The sequence below is a fragment of the Roseovarius sp. 10 genome (assembly GCF_033100315.1).
Taxonomy (GTDB): domain Bacteria; phylum Pseudomonadota; class Alphaproteobacteria; order Rhodobacterales; family Rhodobacteraceae; genus M30B80.
In genome coordinates this window covers 410366-431164 of the sequence record NZ_JAWLVH010000003.1, presented here as the reverse complement: position 1 = coordinate 431164, position 20799 = coordinate 410366, and the positions used below count along the sequence as shown (strand labels likewise).

Annotated in this window: 20 protein-coding genes and 1 tRNA gene; 7 read left to right on the top strand and 14 right to left on the bottom strand. The window is 54.3% G+C overall.

What is annotated here, in order from left to right:
* Positions 1-7: 7 nt before the first annotated feature.
* The 10 genes from RYZ18_RS12520 to RYZ18_RS12475 all read right to left on the bottom strand — a co-directional run bounded on the left by RYZ18_RS12520 (position 8) and on the right by RYZ18_RS12475 (position 10301).
* Entirely contained in the window at positions 8-856 is an 849-nt protein-coding gene (locus RYZ18_RS12520) for a sugar phosphate isomerase/epimerase family protein (protein WP_317657194.1), read from the bottom strand.
* Positions 853-1869, bottom strand: a complete 1017-nt coding sequence (locus tag RYZ18_RS12515; protein ID WP_317657193.1) for an endonuclease/exonuclease/phosphatase family protein — start codon at positions 1867-1869, stop codon at positions 853-855. The genes RYZ18_RS12520 and RYZ18_RS12515 overlap by 4 nt, the downstream gene beginning before the upstream one ends.
* A complete protein-coding gene (gene ugpC / locus RYZ18_RS12510; protein ID WP_317657192.1) occupies positions 1866-2912 on the bottom strand; it encodes a sn-glycerol-3-phosphate ABC transporter ATP-binding protein UgpC in 1047 nt (348 codons plus the stop codon). The genes RYZ18_RS12515 and ugpC overlap by 4 nt, the downstream gene beginning before the upstream one ends.
* 12 nt (positions 2913-2924) lie before the next feature.
* Positions 2925-3797 (bottom strand): ABC transporter permease subunit, encoded by an 873-nt coding sequence (locus tag RYZ18_RS12505; RefSeq protein WP_317657191.1) that lies wholly within the window; start codon positions 3795-3797, stop codon positions 2925-2927.
* 10 nt (positions 3798-3807) lie between these two features.
* Positions 3808-4689, bottom strand: a complete 882-nt coding sequence (locus tag RYZ18_RS12500; RefSeq protein ID WP_317657190.1) for an ABC transporter permease subunit — start codon at positions 4687-4689, stop codon at positions 3808-3810.
* A gap of 65 nt (positions 4690-4754) precedes the next feature.
* Positions 4755-6056, bottom strand: coding sequence for an extracellular solute-binding protein (locus RYZ18_RS12495; RefSeq protein ID WP_317657189.1), 1302 nt, complete (start codon positions 6054-6056; stop codon positions 4755-4757).
* A gap of 436 nt (positions 6057-6492) precedes the next feature.
* A tRNA-Thr gene (locus tag RYZ18_RS12490) sits at positions 6493-6568 on the bottom strand.
* Positions 6569-6626: 58 nt separating this feature from the next.
* Positions 6627-8198, bottom strand: coding sequence for a heme biosynthesis protein HemY (locus RYZ18_RS12485; protein WP_317657188.1), 1572 nt, complete (start codon positions 8196-8198; stop codon positions 6627-6629).
* 13 nt (positions 8199-8211) lie between these two features.
* A complete protein-coding gene (locus RYZ18_RS12480; RefSeq protein WP_317657187.1) occupies positions 8212-9459 on the bottom strand; it encodes a COG4223 family protein in 1248 nt (415 codons plus the stop codon).
* 113 nt (positions 9460-9572) lie between these two features.
* On the bottom strand, positions 9573-10301 hold the full coding sequence (locus tag RYZ18_RS12475) for a uroporphyrinogen-III synthase (RefSeq protein ID WP_317657186.1): 729 nt from the start codon (positions 10299-10301) through the stop codon (positions 9573-9575).
* Between the two features lie 91 nt (positions 10302-10392).
* On the opposite strand from RYZ18_RS12475, the gene tsaD reads away from it, so the two are divergent.
* The 4 genes from tsaD to RYZ18_RS12455 are packed head-to-tail and all read left to right on the top strand — an operon-like array spanning position 10393 to position 13113.
* Positions 10393-11484, top strand: coding sequence for a tRNA (adenosine(37)-N6)-threonylcarbamoyltransferase complex transferase subunit TsaD (gene tsaD / locus RYZ18_RS12470; RefSeq protein ID WP_317657306.1), 1092 nt, complete (start codon positions 10393-10395; stop codon positions 11482-11484).
* Entirely contained in the window at positions 11481-12419 is a 939-nt protein-coding gene (locus RYZ18_RS12465) for an NAD(P)H-dependent glycerol-3-phosphate dehydrogenase (protein WP_317657185.1), read from the top strand. The genes tsaD and RYZ18_RS12465 overlap by 4 nt, the downstream gene beginning before the upstream one ends.
* 5 nt (positions 12420-12424) lie before the next feature.
* The gene (locus RYZ18_RS12460) at positions 12425-12697 is read left to right on the top strand and encodes a YciI family protein (protein WP_317657184.1); all 273 of its coding nucleotides are present in this window, start codon (positions 12425-12427) and stop codon (positions 12695-12697) included.
* A complete protein-coding gene (locus tag RYZ18_RS12455; RefSeq protein ID WP_317657183.1) occupies positions 12697-13113 on the top strand; it encodes an EVE domain-containing protein in 417 nt (138 codons plus the stop codon). Before RYZ18_RS12460 ends, RYZ18_RS12455 begins: the two co-directional genes overlap by 1 nt.
* Positions 13114-13339: 226 nt before the next feature.
* Here RYZ18_RS12455 and RYZ18_RS12450 read toward each other — a convergent pair whose 3' ends face one another.
* Both RYZ18_RS12450 and ahcY read right to left on the bottom strand, forming a co-directional pair.
* On the bottom strand, positions 13340-13681 hold the full coding sequence (locus RYZ18_RS12450; protein ID WP_317657182.1) for a DUF2853 family protein: 342 nt from the start codon (positions 13679-13681) through the stop codon (positions 13340-13342).
* Between the two features lie 158 nt (positions 13682-13839).
* Positions 13840-15225 carry an adenosylhomocysteinase gene (gene ahcY, locus RYZ18_RS12445; RefSeq protein ID WP_317657181.1) on the bottom strand — a complete coding sequence of 462 codons (1386 nt, stop codon included), beginning with the start codon at positions 15223-15225 and terminating at the stop codon, positions 13840-13842.
* A gap of 163 nt (positions 15226-15388) precedes the next feature.
* On the opposite strand from ahcY, the gene RYZ18_RS12440 reads away from it, so the two are divergent.
* A complete protein-coding gene (locus tag RYZ18_RS12440; RefSeq protein ID WP_317657180.1) occupies positions 15389-15988 on the top strand; it encodes an HD family hydrolase in 600 nt (199 codons plus the stop codon).
* 3 nt (positions 15989-15991) lie between these two features.
* On the opposite strand, the gene RYZ18_RS12435 is transcribed toward RYZ18_RS12440, so the two are convergent.
* Complete coding sequence (locus tag RYZ18_RS12435) at positions 15992-16549, bottom strand: ActR/PrrA/RegA family redox response regulator transcription factor (protein WP_317657178.1); 558 nt, start codon at positions 16547-16549, stop codon at positions 15992-15994.
* A 139-nt stretch (positions 16550-16688) separates the two neighbouring features.
* On the bottom strand, positions 16689-17372 hold the full coding sequence (locus tag RYZ18_RS12430; RefSeq protein WP_317657177.1) for an SCO family protein: 684 nt from the start codon (positions 17370-17372) through the stop codon (positions 16689-16691).
* Between the two features lie 93 nt (positions 17373-17465).
* Between RYZ18_RS12430 and regB the strand changes: the two genes are divergently transcribed.
* On the top strand, positions 17466-18890 hold the full coding sequence (regB, locus tag RYZ18_RS12425) for a sensor histidine kinase RegB (RefSeq protein ID WP_317657176.1): 1425 nt from the start codon (positions 17466-17468) through the stop codon (positions 18888-18890).
* A 158-nt stretch (positions 18891-19048) separates the two neighbouring features.
* Positions 19049-20767: a PAS domain-containing protein gene (locus tag RYZ18_RS12420; RefSeq protein WP_317657175.1), complete on the top strand. Its 1719-nt coding sequence runs from the start codon at positions 19049-19051 to the stop codon at positions 20765-20767.
* Positions 20768-20799 lie beyond the last annotated feature (32 nt).

The window sequence follows — 20799 nt, the reverse complement described above, 5'->3', positions numbered from 1 at the left end:
TGGCCAACTACTTAGTTGACGGGGTTGGTGGGGTTAGCAGACTTGACCTAGCAAGGTCGCCCAACCAACGTGCGGTATGAGGAATGCGGGCCATATCATCACGCACTTCGATGATTAGATGAGGGGTTTCATCAAGGGCATCAATCGCTTGAAAAAGAGGCTGCCAATTCAGCCGTCCCTGTCCAGGGTGCCAATGGCGATCTGCGTAACCATCTGCATCTTGAAGATGAACATGACCCAAATAACCTGCCGCTGCGGCTATAAAATCGACCACAGGCGGCGCAGTAAATTGACCATGCGCCAAATCGGCGTGTCCTGTGTCGATTGACACTTTTAGGTTCCGATGCCCGATTTCCTGAACAAGCGCTACACGCATGGTCGGGTCAGTGTCTTCAATATTCTCGATGACAAGATCACACCCAATATCTGCTGCGCGCGGCAAGACGCCAGCAAGACAGTCTGCTGCTGCAGCATTCATGGATGGAATGGAATTTGGGTAATTATAACGATTGAGCAAGTCCCAATAAGAAAACGGGCTGTGAACAACCATATGTTTTGCCGACAGGGCCTCAGCGATCTCTAAGCCTTTCAAAAGCCGCTGCTGCACCAGTTTTCTCATATCGTAATCTGGATTTGCCAAATCCAAACCAAAAAATGGGCCATGGATCCCACGATGCCCCTTATGCTCTGAAAGCGCGCTTTTGTAATGTGCTATAATTGCAGAACAATCCCCCGCAATAAGATCAGGCGCAACGAAGTCTTGAATTTCAATGGGACGATCTTCGCTACAAATCCAATCCTTCAAGTGATCGAAGCCGTCACGGGTTACGGCCACACCAATCGTGGAAAGCGTCATGACTGCGCTCCTTTGCTCGCATAGGGATGCACTCTGCACCAGATGGCATCGTGATCTGACAAAACATCGCCCTCTTGTGTAACGGATGGAATGATGCGTCCGCCCTCGCCCCGCATGCCACGCAGAGCAAACCAATCGAGCTTCATTTTTCTTGTCGGATGGGGGGTCAGCAAACTTGGGCGCGTGGTGTCCCCTTCTGGGTTGATATCCCATGAATAGCCTTGCGACCGCGCAAGATCGAACAATCCTTCCCGCTGCCACGCAAAGTCAGGTGGCATGTGATTACCTGTGTTCAAATCCCCGCCAATCACCACAGGCAGATCAGGCGCAAAATCATCAATCGCATCCAAGAGATGCGCGAATTGCGCCATCCGATGCTTACCATCAGCATTGCTTTCCAAATGGGTGGAGACAGCACAAATCGGGTCTGCATCGGTTTCAATCACAGCTAGAAGCGCCATACGCCCCCCAACGCGCGGTTGGTTTGGATCAACATTTGGGCCTGTGACAAACCAATGACCATGACTGTCAAGGCGCAGCATGGCGACCCGTGTCATGGGCGCACGTGATAAAATGGCGTTTCCATGCCATCCGCGCGCGTTTTCGGTATCCTCGCAATAGGGCAGCTCAGTTTCACCGCCCAATCCCATTTCGAAGAATTCAACCCCATAGGCGTAGGCCATGCCCATTTCTTTTGCCATTTCGGCGGTTGTATGGCGCTGAGCGGTGCGCGCCATACCACAATCCATCTCTGAGAGCAGAACCAAGTCAGGAGCAAAAGGCGCAAGATGGGCGGCTGATTGTTCGGGGAACAAACAACGCTCAAGGTTCCATGCAACAACCGATATTTGCGCAGGTAACTTTGAGGATGCAGCGATCCCGCCGAGTTCGACAGAATTCATCGCCTCAATTTGGCTCAGCAACTCGATATGGGCCTGCCGCGTCTTGGGCGCACGCAGAATACGGGTGCGCATTTGCTCCTCGATAATGGGTAATTCTGACACAATCATCATGACAGTCGCAGCCCCGATTTTGCATCAAACAAAGACACCGCATGGAGTGGCATCGAAAAGCGTGATACGCCCGTCATGACATCATGGTCTTTTGGCACATGAACCGTGATGGGTTGTTCATCCAAGCGCCCATGCAGCAAGCGATGCGCGCCTAGTTCTTCAATTATGTCCACATGGATCGACAAAGATCCATTTGGGTCTGGCACGATGTCCTCGGGACGGATGCCCAAGGTCACTGTTTCATCAATGTCAGTTGCGGCAATGTTCAAAACCTGATCAGCGAGACGCAGGCCTGTCCCTTCGCGCGTCACCTGCAACAGGTTCATGGGCGGCGCACCCATGAAGGATGCAACAAAGGTAGAGGCAGGGTTTTTGTAAATCTCAGCAGGCGTCCCAATTTGTTCGATAACACCACCGTTCATAACGATTATACGATCAGCCATTGTCATAGCCTCGACTTGATCATGGGTCACATAGACAGACGTTACGCCAAGGCGGCGTTGTAGGGCCTTAATCTCGATGCGCATTTGATTGCGCAATTTAGCATCTAGGTTTGACAAAGGTTCATCGAACAGGAACAGCGCGGGGTCACGCACAATCGCGCGTCCCATTGCAACGCGCTGACGCTGGCCACCTGACAGTTGGCTTGGCTTGCGATCCAAATACTCGGTGAGGTTCAGCATGCTTGCTGCCTCATCGACTTTTTTTGCGATCACATCACGCGGCACTGCTCGGTTTTTGAGTCCGTAGCCGATATTATTGCGCACAGTCATATGCGGATAGAGCGCATAGTTTTGGAAAACCATCGCAATGTCACGATCTGCAGGATCAATATCATTTACAACGCGATCCGCGATGCGCAGCACACCGCTTGAGATTTCTTCAAGACCCGCAATCATCCGCAGCATTGTTGATTTGCCACATCCAGACGGGCCAACCAGAACCACAAATTCACCATCAGTGATTGTAAAGCTTGCAGGTTTGACTGCCTCAAACCCATTGGCGTAAATTTTCTGAACTGCTTCAAAATGGACATGAGCCATTCTTTTATTCCCTTATTTATCGCTTTCAGTAAGGCCTTTGACGAACCAGCTTTGGAAAAACACTACGATCAAAACAGGCGGGATCACTGCAATCATTGCCAACAGATTGCCACGCCCATATTCGGGCAAATTCGTGCCTTCAAAGACTTGGATGATCTGCTTGATCCCCCGAACCAGCGTATACATATCCTCATCGGTGGTGATCATGGTGGGCCAGAGATATTGGTTCCACCCGTAGACGAACATGATGATAAACATTGCCGCAATCATTGTTCGCGACAGCGGCACGAGGATATCGACAAAGAATTTCACGGGCCCCGCCCCGTCAATACGCGCGGCCTCAACCAGTTCTTCAGGAACCGACATAAAGAATTGCCGAAAGAAAAATGTGGCCGTGGCAGATGCGATCAAGGGAACAATCAAACCTTGATAAGTGTTTAACATCCCCAAAGATTGCACGATCTCATAGGACGGTAAGATCCGCACCTCGAGTGGCAAAAGCAGCGTGGTAAAAATCGCCCAAAAAGCCAAGGTTGCAAACCGAAGGCGGAAATAGACAATTGCATAGGCGGCCATCATCCCTAAAACAATCTTGCCAATCGCAAATCCTATTCCGAGGATGAACGAGTTCATCAACATCGAAAGCCCAGTGTTTTCCCCCGAAAAACCAGATGCCTCGAACATGGCTTTGATAAAATTATCGTCTAATTGATCCCCGATATGCAGGCTTGGACCGCGTTGGATGATCTCCGCATCAGGCACACTGGCCAACTGCAAAACCATCAGCATCGGCACCAACATGAATAGCGCACCTAAAATCAAAACAAGATGATCCATGACCGTGCTGATACGGATGCGCTTAAGGGGTTTTTGTGAGAATTTCATTGATCCGCCCTTAGGTGTAATGAATGCGCCGCTCGACCAAGCGGAATTGCACGAAGGTCAGCGCGAGAACGAGGGCCATCAACACAACCGACTGTGCGGATGAGCCACCTAAATCATTGCCACGGAAGCCATCGACATAAACCTTGTAAACGAGGGTCATTGGGTTGTTGCCTGGCTCACCCTTCACAACCGTGTCCACGATCCCAAACGTATCGAATAAAGCGTAGGTTATGTTGATGATCAGCAGGAAAAAACCAGTCGGTGCCAACAGTGGGAATGTGACTGTCCAAAACCGCCCTGAAGCAGACCGATTATCAATCAACGCCGCCTCCCGCACAGAACGTGGAATGGATTGCAAACCTGAGAGGAAAAAGATGAAATTGACAGGAACCTGCTTCCAAATTGAGGTCAGGATCATTGCGAAGGCGGTGTCATTGAAATTCACACCGACCTGAAATCGATAGCCAAAGAGAGCGAAAAATTCGGTCAGTGGCCCCCAGCTTTGGTTGAACATGATCACCGCGATGAAGCCCGCAACGGGCGGTGCGACGGCATAGACCCACATCAACAGCGTGCGATAGGTCTTTGCGCCACGGATCACGCGATCAGCTTTGACCGCTAAGACCAACGCAATGGCGAGTGAAAAGAAGGTCACAATCGCCGTAAACCAAACTGTGAAATTTGCAATTTTCAAATATTCGCTGTTGCGAAAGAGGCTTTGATAATTGCCCAAGCCTACGAAACTAGAGCCAAATCCAAAGGGGTCTTGTAGGTAAAAGGATGACTGCACCGCGTATCCTGCAGGCCAATAGAAGAACACCGCGATAATGGCCAATTGTGGCAGCAATAATGCAACGGGCAGCCAGATATTTGAAAAAAGTGCGCGTTTCATAAAATGACCTCACGAATGGGAAACGGGCGCATCAAAAATGCGCCCGTCCCGAGGAATGTCAGGAATTAACCCTGTGTCTGCGCAAAACGAGATAGAAGTTCGTTTGCTTCAGTCTCAATTGCGTTGAACGCATCTTCTACAGAAGTTTCGCCCGTCAGGATGCGGCCATATTCACGGTTCATCACATCACGGATCTGAACATAAAAGCCCATACGGTAGCCGCGTGTGTTATCGCCCGATGGCAAAGAAAGCTGCTGAATGCCAACCTCAGCTGCAGGGAAGCGATCGTAATGGCCATCTGCTTTCGCCATGTCGTAGGCTGCAGTAGTGATTGGCACATAACCCGTCTCGCGGTGCCACATATACTGCACCTCAGGCGAGGTCAGATACTCGAAGAAAGCTGCAGTTGCCGCATTTTCGGCATCAGATTTGCCTGCCATTGCAAACAAAGACGCGCCACCAATAAAGGTCTGGGTCGGCGCCGTAGTAACAGCTTCCCAATAAGGCAAGAAACCTGCCGAGAAATCAAATGGCAAATCAAGCTGCGACAGGCCACCGAAAGACCCCGAAGAGCCGAGCCAAATCGCAACCTTACCCTCTTCGAATGGGGTCTGGTTATCGCCCCAACCTGTGCCATACCATTCAAAGAACCCGCGCTCTTGCCAGTCAGTCAGAGCGGTGAAATGTGCGCGAATTGCTGGGTTGTTCACAAGGATCTGGGTGTCGATACCATCATAACCATTGTTGTTGGTCGCGAAGGGCAGGTTGTGACGTGAGAAGAAATTCTCAGTAAAAATCCAAGGCAGGTGAGATTGGGCCAAAGGAATATAACCCGCTTCAACCAGCGCTGGTGCAGTCACATCTTGAAATTCTTCCCAAGTGACAGGTGGGGTGACGCCTGCTGCTTCCAAGGCCTGAACATTGTAATACATGATCGGCGAGGAGGAGTTGAACGGCATCCCGATCATCTTGCCATCGCTGTCCGCATAGAAATACCGCACACCCGAGATGTAATCTTCGATATCGAAGTTCACACCATTGGCTTCCATCAAATCCTGAACGGGAACGGTTGCGCCCTGCGCTGCGATCACAGTTGCTGCACCTGCGTCAAACACCTGAAGGATACTTGGCTGTTCACCCGCACGGAATGCTGCGATACCTGCTGTTAGCGTTTCTTCATATGTGCCCTTGAAAACAGGGGTGATCACATAATCGCTCTGACTTGCGTTAAAATCTTCAGCAATTTGGTTGACGGTTTCACCCAGAGCGCCACCCATGGCGTGCCAGAATGTAATCTCAGTTTGCGCAACAGCGGCAGTCGACATCATCGTCAAACCAGTTGCAGCAGACAAAATTAGACGTTTCATTTGTTTTTCTCCAACAGAAACGCTGCAGGCATGCGCCTATTTGCTAGGACTAAACACAGCCCTGCCCCCACAGCATGAAAGTATCAGTGCGTCAGGCACTGAAGCGATCGATGATCCGAGGACAGAAAAAAGCCCCTGTCCTTCGGTCAGGGGCCAAGTGCCAATTCAATGTTAAACTTAGTTAACGCTATCATTTCAAATTTGTGAAAATAGGCGCCAAGATGATTTAATTCGCGAGACCGCCTCAATTCCAGAAAAATACGTCCAGAGCTCCCAATTGCCACTTAAGGTAGCAGCATTGGTTGAGCGGTATCTGCAAAGATGTAGAGCACACAGCCACGGGCGGAACGCTCTCGAAAAAAGTAAATAAAAGGGTAGATCCTAGCCCGTGAAGATTACATAGTAATTTGTTAAATATAGATTTTTTGGCTTGGAGTGGTGCCGCTGAAGGGACTCGAACCCCCGACCCCATCATTACGAATGACGTGCTCTACCAGCTGAGCTACAGCGGCCACGGGCGCGCTCTTAGCAAGGTTGTGCGCGCTTGTGTAGACCTAATGTGATCCGTGTTTAATTTACGCCACGGGCGGCCTGCACCGCGTCTGCGCCCTTACTGGCGTCCTCCTCATCATCAATTCGGAATTCAGGGCCCAAAGTTAACGTATCCTCGCCCGATACGGGCTCGACCACAGGCTCTGATGGGGCTGACTGCTGCGGGGTCGCAACTGTTTCAGGCGTTTTCACCGCAGCGGGGCTTGGGGCATCTAAGGCACCCACGATCAAAGGCAGCATTTGTTCAGGCCCTTGGAGCGCGGCCTCACTTTGCGGTGGCACCGCCCAATGCAACGTATCGAACCCATCACAATGAGTGCAGGTTGGGCGCCATTCAGCGTGAACATGACCACAGGCCTCGCACAGCCATTGCGGCCCACGCGATGCTGTAACTGCTTTTGCAAGCCAAGCCCGCACCAGACGATCTTCACCGCCTTCGCCGCGCTCAATTGCGGCCATAACAGTCAGGCTGCGCGCATCTGGCTCATCCTGTGCCAAACTGCCAAGGGCCTTGCGGGCCTCGCCAAATTCCTTCGCGGCGATTTGCAATTCCGCCTCCAAAAGGCGTGCCTCGCGGTGGCCTTGATGCTGCTTTAACAAAGGACGGAAGCGTTTGATCCGCGCCTCTGGCGTTTCTTCGGGAACGATTTCGGCAAAAGCTGCGGCTAGATCAGGGTGCGGCGCAAGACCCCATGCTTTTTGGATCACCGATGCGGCCTGCTTTGCCTTACCCTCGGCAATCGACATGCGCGCCGCCATCACTGCGGCGGGCACAAGGCTAGGAGATTGGCGATTGGCGGATTTTGCCAGCTCTGTCGCGCGGGCAATTTGGCCATCTGCCAAAGCCTCACGCGCATCGGCAAGGGCCAAGACAGCGTCACGGCGCTTATGCACATCGCGCGGCAAAGTGCCTGACCGCAGTTTTGCATTCAATGTGGCCCGTGCCCCTGCCCAATCTTCATATTGCGCCTGAAGACGCAGCAAGGTGTCCTGCATATCCGCATTTTTGGGCCGCAGGGCGAGGGCCTTTTCAGCGAGTTTCAACGCCGTGTCGGTGTCACCTGCGGCCAATTTCTGCTGCAACAAGCCCCGAACACCGACAAAACGGGTGCGCTCATCTTGAACCAAGGCTTTGAATGCTTCGGTCGCGCGGGCCTTGTCGCCCGCCATTTCCGCCCCTTGGGCAATCAATAAATTCGTCACCTCTGGCCGCGCCAGCAGCTTGGCTGCGCGCTCTGCCTTACGGATGGCCAAATGCCCTTCACCCGCGGCAAGGGCGAGGATCGAGTCCGACAATGCCTCAAACCCGCGTTTTTCGCTGCGGCGATTGAAATAACGGGTCAATGCAGTTTCATCGCCATTGAGGAAACGAATACCCGCCACGACCAGCCCTGTGAGGCGCATCAAAACCCACACCAGAACCAAAGCGGCCAGCGCCAACAACACCGACACAAAAGGTGTCAGAACAAATTCGCGCCCTGCCACCGTGATCAGCGCCACATCACCGATCTCGAGCAAATAGGTGGCCCCAATCGCCAAAAGGGCGGTGGCGGCTACGAAAATCAGCGCCTTGAGCATGGACCACAACATCACATCGCCCCCCTTAACCCGCTTGACCGATTGCGGCGCGATAGGTTTCGAAGGCCTCAGTCACAGAGAGACGCGCCTCAACCTGAGCGACCCAATCCGAAAATACGGCTTGGGCAGGGGCAGGCAGGGCCGAAAGTTCGGCCAAAGCCAAAGACAAATCGCCTTGATCAACGGCCCCTTGGGCACGGGACAAGATTGCATCTGGATCATCCCCGTCACGCGGGCTGAGCGACCGACCGCCAATTTGGCCTTGCAGGAACGCCCCGACGCGCGCGCTTAGTGTATCGCCTGCTGTTTCGCGCAAGGCAATTGGCAGCGCATCACGCGCCAAGGGCGCAAATTCCGTGCGGAGCTGCGACAGGCGCACCAGTCCCGTCTCGGCCGCAGTGTGCAACAGGGCGGGGGCGGAGATGCCTGATCCTGCCTCCGCATCAGATAGCGCCGCTGCAAACGGCGCACCGCTTTCCATCGCCAATGTCAGGCGCACAATCGCGCTGCTGGCCTGCAGGCGCGCCACTTCATTGGTGATCGTCTCACGCAATGAGGCGAGTTCGGTTTCAGCATCTTGTGAAACGGCCTCAAGCGCGCCCCGTTGGCTGTCTACTAGGGCCTGCAATGTGGCAATCTGCTGATCCAACGCGACACCATTTGCCCCCAAAAGTGAAACATCTACACCTTCGGGGCGGGCTTCAAGCGTGGCAATGCGCGATTGCAGATCGGAGAGCGCGTTGGCTTGCGCCGCAAGATCGGCGTCAAGCCCATCAAGCTTGGTGGTGATTGGGGTCAAATCAACCTGCGGCACCGAGACTGCATCAAGATCCGCACGAAGATCGGCCAAATCCGCCTCAAGCGGTGCAAGATCGACTGTGGCAGCCCCTTGGTCCGCGAGGCCTGCGCGCAGTTCATCCTGTGTTGCTTCAATGGCAGAGAGACGCGCGGCAATATCATTGGAGGGCTCCGCGCTTGGCAGAAGACTGGCCGCAGCGAAGCCAAGCCCGGCAGCAAGACCACCCCCTAAAACCATCGGCCAGACCGAATTGCGTGGCTTTGGTAAAGTCGTGGCAGCAGGCGCTGTTTCGGATTGGCTTGGCACAGCATCCGTTGCGGGCTTGGTTGCCGCTTTCGGCGCAGGTTTTGCCGTGGTCTTTACAGCCGCTTTGGGTGTCGCCTTCGCTGAGGTCGATTTGCGCGCCTGTGATGGTGTTCGTTTTGAACGCGACCCTGTGGAAGCCTGCGAAGATGTTGATTTTTTTTCCGCCATACAGACCTCTTACCCGTCAGAATCATGCTGTCCAGTTACATTGACAGCGTTTTCCAGCAGCTTAGAGCAGCCATCCCATGCGCTCAAGCCTTGCAGGCCACCCGATCGCGCCTTTAGCGAAGATATCTCGCTAGCGCATCAATCATCGCGCCTGCATTAGGGGATTGTGCCACAGATACCTGCGCCTGAAACGCGGCAGGGATGGCATCAGCGGTTGCTGCACTGATCGCAACAAGCCGCAAGTCCGCGCCCCTGTTTTCTGGCAAGGCCGCAAAAAACAAAGCTGCAGAGCGGGGTGAAAACAGCGGGACAACAATCGATCTATCGCTTTGAAAAAGTGAGGTAAATTCAGCATCAGGGGCCAGTGCAACCTGCGCGTATATCGCCAAGTGATCAGCCGTCTGGCCTGCGGCTTGCAATGTCGCGCACAGATCGCCCGCTTGGTGGCGCCCATGCAGATGGAGCACCCGCGCCGAGCGCGGCAGATCCGCCAAGATCAACGCTGAAAGATCAGTAACATCACCCTCAGCAGATCGCGCCACGAAACCCAAAGCCCGCGCCGCTTGCGCGGTTTTTTGCCCAACACAATAGGCTGTGACCCCCAAAGCCGCGTCAGGTTCCTTTGACAATTCAGCAAAGGCAGAAACCCCGTTTTCCGAGGTGAACACGACCGCATCATAGCGCGAGATATCCACATCCACGGGGATCACAGACATCGTCATCAGGGGATGGATCGAAAGCGCGGGCCGCTGCCCCAAAGCCGCCGTCATCTCATCAGCAAACCGCTGCGATTGCGCAGCAGAACGGGTCAGAAGGATCAAAGGGCAAGCATTGTCAGCCATAGCCTGCAATGATACCTGCCTTGCGAGGCGCTTACAATTGGCTTCCATCGCAGATATCTTTGGTCTGCAATGGGCGAAGGATCCACGGGGCATGACCGCAGGGCAAAGACTAACCATCTTGGGGCTGGAATCGAGCTGCGATGATACGGCCGCTGCGGTGCTGCGCCGCGAGGCTTCGGGGGATCTTGTTCTTCTGTCATCTGTTGTGGCAGGTCAAACATCCCTGCACGCCGAATTTGGTGGCGTGGTTCCTGAACTGGCCGCGCGCGCCCATGCTGAAAAATTGGATCACATGGTCGAAGAGTCCTTGGCGCAGGCAGATATCCCCTTAGCCGATATAGACGCCATCGCGGTCACTGCGGGCCCTGGTCTCATTGGGGGCGTTTTGTCAGGCGTCATGGCCGCCAAAGGATTGGCTTATGGTCTCGGCAAACCCTTGATTGGGGTTAATCATTTGGCAGGCCATGCCCTGACCCCACGCCTGACAGATGGGATGCGTTACCCCTATCTGATGCTCTTGGTTTCAGGGGGGCATTGCCAGTTTTTACATGTCAAAGGCCCTGACGATTTCACGCGCCTCGGGGGCACAATTGACGATGCCCCAGGCGAGGCCTTCGATAAGGTTGCACGGATCATGGGATTGCCCCAACCTGGCGGGCCATCAGTGGAAAAGGCGGCACAATCTGGGGATGCCCGCCGATTTTCACTTCCCCGTCCGCTCTTGGATCGCGAGGGCTGCGATATGTCATTTTCAGGCCTAAAAACGGCCGTGCTGCGCCAACGTGATCAATTGGTTGCCGCCCAAGATGGGCTTTTTGAACAAGACCGCGCGGATATTTGTGCCAGTTTCCAAGCTGCAATGCGTGATGTTTTGGCCGAGAAATCACGCCGCGCCTTGGCCTTGGCAGATGGGATCACAGGATTTGCTGTGGCGGGTGGGGTGGCCGCAAATCAAACCCTGCGCAAGGCGCTTGAGGCTGTCTCGGATGAGGCCAATACGCCATTTGTCGCGCCACCATTGGCCCTATGCACAGACAATGCTGCTATGATCGCTATGGCGGGGCTAGAACGCTATCTCGAAGGGGCGCGGGATGATATGACATTATCCGCCCGCCCACGCTGGCCCTTGGATCAAAGCGCCCATGCCATGCTTGGCTCAGGAAAAAAGGGGGCGAAGGCATGATTGATATCGCAGGCGCAGGCGCCTTTGGCACAAGCCTTGCCATAGCATTGGCCCGTGCGGGTCGGCCCGTGCGCCTTTGGGCCCGCGAGGGTGCCGAAAACATGCGCCAATCCCGCGAAAATGCGAAACGTCTGCCCGATATCCGCTTGCCTAACCAAGTAGAGGTCACGGATGATTTAGACGCGCTAAGAAGCGATATTTTGCTACTGGCCATTCCCACGCAAAAGCTTGGGTCATTTTTAGATGGCTATAGGCCGCGCGCGGGTCATCTTGTTTCCTGCGCGAAGGGGATTGATTTGACCACGGGTCTTGGCCCTGCATCACTGCTGAGCGCGCGATTTCCAGACAAAGTCGCGGCACAGCTCACGGGTCCCAGTTTCGCGGTCGATATCGCGCGCGGCCTACCAACCGCCCTGACCTTGGCGTGTCAGGATGCGACCGCCGTGACTACGCTGCAAAAGGCGCTATCCACGCCCAATCTGCGCCTTTACGGAAGCACCGATGTTATCGGGGCAGAGATGGGGGGCGCCCTTAAGAATGTAATCGCCATTGGGGCAGGTGCAGTCATGGGGCGGGGCTTGGGCGAGAGCGCGCGCGCCGCCTTTATGGCCCGCGGGTTTGCCGAAATGCGCAGGATCGCACGCGGGTTTGGCGCGATGGATGACACGCTTTCAGGACTGTCGGGACTTGGCGACTTGATCCTGACCTGCACTTCGGAAAAATCGCGCAATATGCGCTTTGGCATGTCCCTAACCCAAGGCACAGCTTGGTCGGAGGACAGCACAGTAGAGGGGGTTGCGACCGCGCGGGGCTTGGCCGCGCGGGCTGAAATTGACACACCCCTTGTCGATGCCGTGGCGAGGCTCAGCGCAGGTGAAGTAGAGTTTGACGAAATAACAGAGGCGCTTTTGGCGCGCCCTTTGACCATGGAGTAAAGAAAATGCGTTACGCGTTGATGTGCACAGACAAGGCCGAAGCCCTACAAACCCGCCTTGATAACCGCGAGGCCCATTTGGCCTATATCGCCGAGACAGGCGTGGTTGAAATGGCAGGCCCACTTTTGGATGAGGCAGGCAAGATGATCGGATCGCTCGTCATTATCGAGGTCGAAACCCGCGCAGACGCCGAAGCTTGGGCCACGAATGATCCTTACGCAAAAGCAGGGCTTTTTGCGAAAACCCGTATCGAAGCATGGAAAAAGGTCATCGGCTGATGGCGTATTGGCTGTTCAAATCCGAACCCGACACGTGGAGTTGGGCGCAGCAATCTGCCCGCGGGGATCAGGGAGAGGAATGGAACGGCGTGCGCAATTATCAGGCGCGTAACTTCATGCGGCAAATGGAAATCGGGGATCAGGGGTTTTTCTATCATTCTCAGACCGAAAAGGCCGTGGTGGGCCTTGTCGAAGTCATCGCCACAAGCCACCCCGACAGCACCACGGACGACCCGCGTTGGGACTGCGTGGATATCAAAGCCCTCCGCCCCATGCCCCGCCCTGTGAGTTTGGAAATGGTTAAGGCCGAGCCTCGTCTTGCAGAAATGGCCTTGCTGCGCCAATCGCGCCTCTCGGTGCAACCCGTGACACCAGAAGCCTGGGATATCATCTGTAAAATGGGTGGGCTGGAATAAAGAAGGAGGGCCCCGATCAGATCGGAACCCTCCGCCACCCACGCGCTCTTCTCGCTCCGCACGTGTTCGAATGAGGGCCCGCCATACTGATCAGGCAGGGTGTGGATAACATAACCCCCTGCGAGCAATCAAAGAAAAAGCACGTCGAATTTTATCGATCACATAAGAAGGCCCCCAACACCGCCGTGGCAGTTGGGGGCCTGTTTGACTGATAAAGCGGTCAGGGTCAGCGATAGACGCTTTCTTTGCCAAAATGCTTGACCAACATGTAATAGATCACCGCGCGGTATTTGTTCCGCTCTGAGCGACCATAGGTTTCGATGACGCTATTGATCGCATCCATCAACTGAGGGCCATCGGCCAGACCCAGTTTCTTGATCAGAAAATTATTCTTCACCGTTTCCAATTCGGACGGTTGGCTGCCTGCCACTGTTGAGGCATCTGCATTATAAATGGACGGCCCTAGACCAATCGTCACCTTGGTCAGAAGATCCATATCCGCATCCATGCCGCATTTGTTTTTCAAATCGCCCGCATATGTGGCGATTAAATCATCACGTTTGCCCATCACAAACTCCCCCTAAAGACACATTGGCCCGAAGGGTAATCCCATCGGGCTAAGGGTAGACTGGCAAGTCACGGATAAAAAATAAACCTAAAAATAAAAGATCGAGCATTTTTGCCCGATCTTTCAATCTTTTCAGCCATATCGCGCAGGGTCGCGCGTCAGTAGCGGTAATGCTCTGGCTTGAATGGGCCTTCAGGCTGAACACCGATATAATCCGCTTGGGATTTATCCAGCTTGGTCAGCTTCACGCCAATCCGATCCAAATGCAGACGGGCCACTTTCTCGTCCAAATGCTTGGGCAGAATGTAAACCTCGTTCTTATAATTCCCGCCATTCTTCCACAGTTCAATCTGCGCAAGCACCTGATTGGTGAAAGAGGCAGACATCACGAAAGAGGGGTGGCCTGTGGCATTGCCAAGGTTCAACAAGCGGCCTTCAGACAAAAGAATGATGCGGCTGCCCGAGGGCATTTCGATCATATCCACCTGCTCTTTGATATTCGTCCATTTGTGGTTTTTCAAAGCCGCAACTTGGATCTCATTGTCGAAATGGCCGATATTGCCCACGATGGCCATATCCTTCATCTCGCGCATATGTTCGATGCGGATGACGTCCTTATTGCCCGTGGTGGTGATGAAGATATCCGCGCTTGCGACCACATCTTCCAAAAGCACCACTTCGAACCCGTCCATGGCCGCCTGCAGCGCGCAAATCGGATCAACCTCCGTGACTTTGACGCGCGCGCCCGCGCCGCGCAAACTCGCGGCGGAACCTTTGCCCACATCGCCGTAACCACAGACGACAGCAACCTTACCTGCCATCATTGTGTCAGTCGCGCGGCGGATGCCGTCAACGAGCGATTCCTTGCAACCGTATTTATTGTCGAATTTCGACTTGGTGACGCTGTCATTGACGTTGATCGCGGGGAAGGGCAACTGACCCTCACGCACCAATTGATAAAGGCGGTTGACGCCTGTGGTGGTTTCCTCAGACACGCCCTTGATCTGGTCGCGCACTTTGGTGAACCAGCCCGGGCTTTGCCCCATGCGCTTTTTGATCTGCGCTTTGATCACTTCTTCTTCTTCGGATTGCGGGACGGGGATGATGTCCTCGCCCGCTTCAGCACGCGCGCCCAAAAGAACGTAAAGGGTCGCATCACCGCCATCGTCCAAGATCATGTTGGGGCCATCGGCAAAGAGGAAGGATTTATCAAGATAATCCCAATGCTCTTCCAAGGTTTGGCCTTTGATGGCGAAAACAGGAATGCCGGCCTTGGCAATCGCGGCGGCCGCGTGATCTTGGGTGGAGAAGATATTGCAGCTGGCCCAACGCACATCGGCACCCAAAGCCGCCAATGTTTCAATCAGAACGGCAGTCTGAATGGTCATATGCAAAGAACCGACAATGCGCGCGCCTTTGAGGGGCTTTTCGGCGCCATATTCCGCACGCAATGCCATCAGGCCTGGCATTTCCGTTTCAGCAATGTCCAATTCTTTGCGGCCATAATCGGCAAGGGCGATATCTTTGACGATGTAATCGTTCACGAGTGCAGCCTCCTTGAGGGCGGATAATCATGTCTCTAAGTTGGCGTGGCCATAGCAGCCTTGCGGCCCCACGGCAATGGCACTGCGTCCATTCGCGTGGGATGCGTTGCATCTGAAGCGAAGGGCTATATGGTTTCGTAAAACGTGAAGGACAAAAGAACCTATGCCGCGCTCAACACCCATCCGTGCTTGGCAACGAATGTTATCGGGTCGAAGGCTAGACCTGCTTGACCCCACACCCGTTGATATCGAGATCGAGGACATCGCCCATGGCCTCGCATTCGTAGCGCGTTGGAACGGTCAAACGCGCGGCGATTATCCTTATTCCGTGGCTGAGCATTCGCTGTTGGTTGAACAGATTTACGACCTGCAACATCCCAACGGCCCCTTGAAATGGAATCTGGCTGCGCTTTTGCACGATGCGCCCGAATATGTGATTGGCGATATGATCAGCCCCGTTAAATCCGCCGTGGGGCCTGGATATGCGGAATTGGATGCACGCTTAACCGCTGCAATTCATCTGCGATTTGGCCTGCCTGCCGAATTGCCCAAAACGGTCAAAACACGGATCAAACAAGCGGATCGCATCAGCGCGTGGATCGAGGCCGTGCAAATCGCGGGCTTTTCAGAAACCGAAGCAGATCAATTTTTTGGCAGGCCCGAAGCCAAGCTTCTGTCGCAAATCACCCTTGCGCTGCGCCCGCCCGCAGAGGTGCGCGCAGATTTCACCGCACGGCACAACGCGCTCATCGCGCGGATTTAAGGCTTACTTCGGGCTGCGCTTCGCCAAAATCCGTTGCAACGTGCGGCGATGCATATTCAAGCGCCGTGCCGTCTCGGACACATTGCGATCACAGAGCTCATAAACGCGTTGAATATGTTCCCAACGCACGCGGTCAGCACTCATCGGGTTTTCGGGCGGTGGGGGGAGATCATCATCACTGGCCAAAAGCGCGGCGGTGATGTCATTTGCATCCGCTGGTTTCGACAAATAATCAGTCGCGCCAATCTTTACAGCAGCGACCGCAGTTGCAATCGCGCCATAACCCGTCAAAACAACAATCCGCGCATCGGGCCGTTTCGCGCGGAGCGCTTCCACAACATCCAAGCCATTGCCATCTTCAAGCCGCAAATCGACAACCGCATAAGCAGGCGGGCGGGCCATCGCGATTGCTTTCCCTGCTGTCACAGTTTCAGCGGCTTCAACCTCAAACCCACGCTTTTCCATGGCGCGCTGCAATCGGCGCAGAAACGGCTCGTCATCATCCACCAAGAGAAGTGACTTATCAGGCCCGATATCCCGTAAACTGCGCTCTTGCGACATTGGCGTTCCTCCCATGGAGCCAGTCTGCCCAAGGCTCTGGCGGCCAAAATTGGTCTGTATAGCTTAATTAGGGAGAAAATCTGCGCGGGTCAAATGCACGATGTCCATGACCCACGCAAAGTGATTTGCAAGCAAAGGTTTAGCTGCTTGCATCGAGGAAACACTGCACCGCATCTGCCATCTCTGCAGGGGCGGTATCGCGGCGGAAGAATTCGACAAACCCTGCATCAGGCAACACCAAATAGGTAAAAGTCGAATGATCCACCAAATAATATGGATCGCTCCCATCATCATGGCTGTTGTAATAGGTGCGATAAGCACGGCTTGCAGCGGCAACTTGTGCGTCACTCCCCGTCAGGCCGATCATATCAGGGTGGATGTTTTCGGTAAATTCGCGCAACCTTTCGGGCGTGTCGCGCTTGGGATCAATTGAAATGAAAACAGGCAAGACGGCTTCACCGCGTGCGGCAAGAATATCCACGACTTCTGCATTGCGCACCGTGTCCAGCGGGCAAACATCAGGACAAAACGTGTAGCCAAAATAAAGCAAGGTTGGCTCAGTGATCAGCGACTCACTTGTGACCAACGCGCCGTCCTCGGTGATCAATTCAAACGGGCCGCCAATGGTATCAGACCCGCCCGCGATAACGGTTGAGCGGCATTGCGCATAGGCATCCTCGTTTTGAACAAGCCCCGCGCCGCCAAGCGCGCTTGGTTGTTGAAACAATGTCAAAGGCGAGCGCCCTTGCAAGATCAATGCCGTTGTCCCGCCCAAAACCAGAACGAGAATTGCAAAGGCACCAATTGCAAAATACCGTGTCATGAAGCAGCCTTTCACCGCGTTAGTCCCATGTGGGGCAATCTATGGCGAGACCCGCAGAAATTCATCCCCACCCGACTGTGACAGAAAGCCCCAATGACCAAAGACCCCGCCCAAAGATTATTTGCCGATGATGCGCGCAGCGATTGGGTGCGATTAGAGACGCTGTTGCTGTTGCGCTGGTTGGCGATCATTGGCCAGACGATCACTGTCGCAATTGCCGCCTATTTCATTGGCCTTCGGGTGGAATTGGGCCTGTGCTTTTTGGCCATTGGCGCGAGTGTCATCTCTAATCTTGTCGCGATGGCTATTTTCCCACGCAGCCAGAGATTGTCTGATCGCGATGCGATGCTTACCCTTCTTTTTGACCTTACACAGCTGGGGTTTTTGCTGTTTCTGACAGGGGGGTTAAACAATCCTTTCGCCTTGTTGATCTTGGCGCCTGTAACCATTTCGGCCACCGCACTGACGCTAGGCTCAACTGTCATGCTTGGCGGGATTGCCATTGGTTTGATTACAGTTTTGGCCTTTTACCATGTGCCACTGCGCAGTTTGGACGGATCAGTTCTACAAATCCCCCCGCTTTTCTTGCTTGGGTTTTGGATTGCGATTGTCATCGGCATCGTCTTTCTATCCTCCTATGCGCGGCGCGTGACCAAAGAGACGCATTCGATGAATCAGGCTCTCTTGGCCACGCAAATGGCCCTTGCGCGGGAACAAAAGCTCACCGATCTTGGGGGCGTGGTCGCTGCAGCGGCCCATGAACTGGGCACACCCTTAGCCACGATAAAACTTGTCTCTAGCGAATTGGCCGATGAACTGGCCGAGGCGCTATCAAGCCGACCCGATCTGTTCGAGGATGCAAAATTGATCCGTGACCAAGCGGATCGGTGCCGTGATATCCTTCATTCCATGGGGCGTGCGGGCAAGGATGATTTGCAAATGCGATCCGCCCCCTTTGGCGAAGTGCTCCGCGAAGCGGCGGAACCCCATGCTGATCGGGGTATTGACCTGCTCTATGATCTGGCGCCCGCCCTACCCGATGTAGGCGATGAGGACAGTGCCCCGCCTGTGATCTATCGCAAGCCTGAAATCATCCACGGCCTTCGCAATCTTGTCCAAAACGCGGTAGACTTTGCCAATGCGACAGTCTGGATTGAGGCAACATGGGATTTGGCCGAAATCCGTCTTTGCGTCATTGACGATGGCGCGGGTTTTCCCTCTGAGGTGTTAAGCAGGCTGGGCGATCCATTTTTACGCCGCCGCACCAGACAATCCAACAGCCCGCAACGTGTCGGGTATGAAGGCATGGGACTTGGCCTATTTATCGCCAAAACCCTATTAGAGCGTTCGGGCGCGCGGGTTAGCTTTCGCAATTCCAGCGACCCATTCCTGACAGCGGCGGAAAAAGGCGCAAAGCGCGGCGCGGTGGTTGAGGTTGTTTGGCCAAAGTCGCGGATTTGTTTGTCTGAAGAGGAACGAAATACGCCCCTCGGACAAAACAAACCTTTTTCTCCGTGAAAAACCCTCAAAATTTACGATAATTAACAGAATATTAAGATTTAATCCCCAGTGTTATCCCCAAGGGGTGTTTATGCCCTTCACGCAGCGCGCGTTCATTCTGAACAGTGAGCGCGCCAATATTAATTGGACGATGCACATCTCTGGGGGGTGAGGGTATGGCCGCAATCGGCGCAAACCCGCTATTCATTGTCGGTGGTGTCAGCTTCTTGGCGGCTTTGGTGGCCAGCCTGATGGTTCAGTTTGTCATTTTGCAACAAGGTCGCAAACTGGGGGGGCGGATGGATCGCATCCCGCAAGATGCGATGCGGGAATATGTGTTTCGCGAAAATTACCTGATTTCAGATGTCGAAGCCACTGATTGGTATTTGGCCGATCCCGAGGATCGCGCAGGCGCTTGGCGCAATCTTGCCCTAGGCTTAGAGCATCTGCACCCAGATATCCGCCGCAAGATGGATCGTTTGTCACGCCATGGCGAGGGGTTCCTGCTGATCGGTCGATTGGGGCAAGATGAAATCTCGCTCAGTGGCGGGTTTGAAGATGGGCAGATCACCATAACTGTCTCGCCGCTCACCCATAGCGGTCAGCGCAGCATTGTTGACCATGACAGCCTTGAACGCCTGCAAGAAGAAACAAAAACATTGCGCCACGCTATGGAAGCAAACCCCTATCCGATTTGGCGCCATGACGTGGACGGGAAAATTATTTGGGCCAATGCCGCCTATTTTGACCTTGTCGAGCGTTTGCGCGGTGAAACGGGGGTGGTGTTATGGCCAATCCCCGATGTGTTCTGCGACAGTCTGGCCGAGGCCGGCGCACAAGAGGACAAAGCGCGCGTTGGGTTGCTGCCAGACCATCCTCCCAGCGGGGGCACAGGGCCTGATGGCAAATTGTGGTATGAGGTGCGCCAACATCGCACCGCGCCCGTAGGTGAAACCGCAGAATTGGAACCGCCAACAGATGGGTCACTCTATATCGCCACGCCGTGCAATCGTCTTGTCGCCGCAGAACGCTCTTTGCGGAACTTCGTTCAGACCCTGTCGAAAACCTTTGCCCATCTGCCTGTTGGTTTGGCCATATTCGACCGAAAGCGCGAATTAATCTTGTTCAACGCTGCCTTGGTTGAGCTTTCCACGCTTGACCCCCGTTGGCTTAGCGGGCGACCCAGCCTCTTTGAATTTCTTGATCAATTGCGTGACAACCGCCGTATGCCAGAACCACGGGATTACCGCGCGTGGCGCTCAAGCCTGATCGCGTTGGAAAAAGGCGCAGAAAACGGCAATTACGAAGAAATCTGGAACCTACCTGATGGTCAAAGCTTTCGCGTCTTGGGCCGTCCCCACCCTGATGGAGCGGTTGCGCTGATCTTTGAGAATATAAGCTCGGAAATGTCGCTTACACGAAAATTTCGCGCAGATATGGAGATCTACCAATCCGCCTTGGATCATGACGAACAGGCAATTGCGATTTTCAATGGCAATGGTGAGCTTGAGGTTTCCAACGCCGCCTATGCGATGCTGTGGGAAGATGACCCGCGTGAGCGGTTGACGCGCGATGATTTTGCGCAAGCCCTCCAAATCTGGGAGGGGCGCTGTCTGCCGCATCTTGTCTGGGAGGAGTTGCGCCAAACCATGACACAGGCGCAAGGCGAAGTGCGCTCTAGCATGAGTGATGTGGTCTGGATGTCGGATGGCAGACGGCTCAATATCTATCTCACGCCCCTGAAATCGGGGCGCACGATGATAAAATTCCGCACGAGTCTGCAAAAATCAGGGCAACGCCCCCCACCCCCACAGGCGGTTGAGCCCAGTACCGAGACACGGGCAACGTCACCAATCACAATGCTGATGAATTACGCCACATCACAAAACGGGTAAATATCGAAGGCCGATCCCTTCTCTATGGCTTG

Bases quoted from the DNA above. Each gene is read 5' to 3' on its own strand.
- tsaD (WP_317657306.1), top strand. From the start codon at position 10,393: ATGACCGCAGGGCAAAGACTAACCATCTTGGGGCTGGAATCGAGCTGC.
- RYZ18_RS12495 (WP_317657189.1), bottom strand. From the start codon at position 6,056: ATGAAACGTCTAATTTTGTCTGCTGCAACTGGTTTGACGATGATGTCG.
- RYZ18_RS12450 (WP_317657182.1), bottom strand. From the start codon at position 13,681: ATGGGCAAACGTGATGATTTAATCGCCACATATGCGGGCGATTTGAAA.
- regB (WP_317657176.1), top strand. From the start codon at position 17,466: ATGACCAAAGACCCCGCCCAAAGATTATTTGCCGATGATGCGCGCAGC.
- RYZ18_RS12430 (WP_317657177.1), bottom strand. From the start codon at position 17,372: ATGACACGGTATTTTGCAATTGGTGCCTTTGCAATTCTCGTTCTGGTT.
- ugpC (WP_317657192.1), bottom strand. From the start codon at position 2,912: ATGGCTCATGTCCATTTTGAAGCAGTTCAGAAAATTTACGCCAATGGG.
- RYZ18_RS12420 (WP_317657175.1), top strand. From the start codon at position 19,049: ATGGCCGCAATCGGCGCAAACCCGCTATTCATTGTCGGTGGTGTCAGC.
- RYZ18_RS12480 (WP_317657187.1), bottom strand. From the start codon at position 9,459: ATGGCGGAAAAAAAATCAACATCTTCGCAGGCTTCCACAGGGTCGCGT.
- RYZ18_RS12520 (WP_317657194.1), bottom strand. From the start codon at position 856: ATGACGCTTTCCACGATTGGTGTGGCCGTAACCCGTGACGGCTTCGAT.
- RYZ18_RS12455 (WP_317657183.1), top strand. From the start codon at position 12,697: ATGGCGTATTGGCTGTTCAAATCCGAACCCGACACGTGGAGTTGGGCG.
- RYZ18_RS12440 (WP_317657180.1), top strand. From the start codon at position 15,389: ATGCCGCGCTCAACACCCATCCGTGCTTGGCAACGAATGTTATCGGGT.
- RYZ18_RS12435 (WP_317657178.1), bottom strand. From the start codon at position 16,549: ATGTCGCAAGAGCGCAGTTTACGGGATATCGGGCCTGATAAGTCACTT.
- RYZ18_RS12465 (WP_317657185.1), top strand. From the start codon at position 11,481: ATGATTGATATCGCAGGCGCAGGCGCCTTTGGCACAAGCCTTGCCATA.
- RYZ18_RS12500 (WP_317657190.1), bottom strand. From the start codon at position 4,689: ATGAAACGCGCACTTTTTTCAAATATCTGGCTGCCCGTTGCATTATTG.
- RYZ18_RS12475 (WP_317657186.1), bottom strand. From the start codon at position 10,301: ATGGCTGACAATGCTTGCCCTTTGATCCTTCTGACCCGTTCTGCTGCG.
- RYZ18_RS12485 (WP_317657188.1), bottom strand. From the start codon at position 8,198: ATGTTGTGGTCCATGCTCAAGGCGCTGATTTTCGTAGCCGCCACCGCC.
- RYZ18_RS12460 (WP_317657184.1), top strand. From the start codon at position 12,425: ATGCGTTACGCGTTGATGTGCACAGACAAGGCCGAAGCCCTACAAACC.
- RYZ18_RS12505 (WP_317657191.1), bottom strand. From the start codon at position 3,797: ATGAAATTCTCACAAAAACCCCTTAAGCGCATCCGTATCAGCACGGTC.
- RYZ18_RS12515 (WP_317657193.1), bottom strand. From the start codon at position 1,869: ATGATGATTGTGTCAGAATTACCCATTATCGAGGAGCAAATGCGCACC.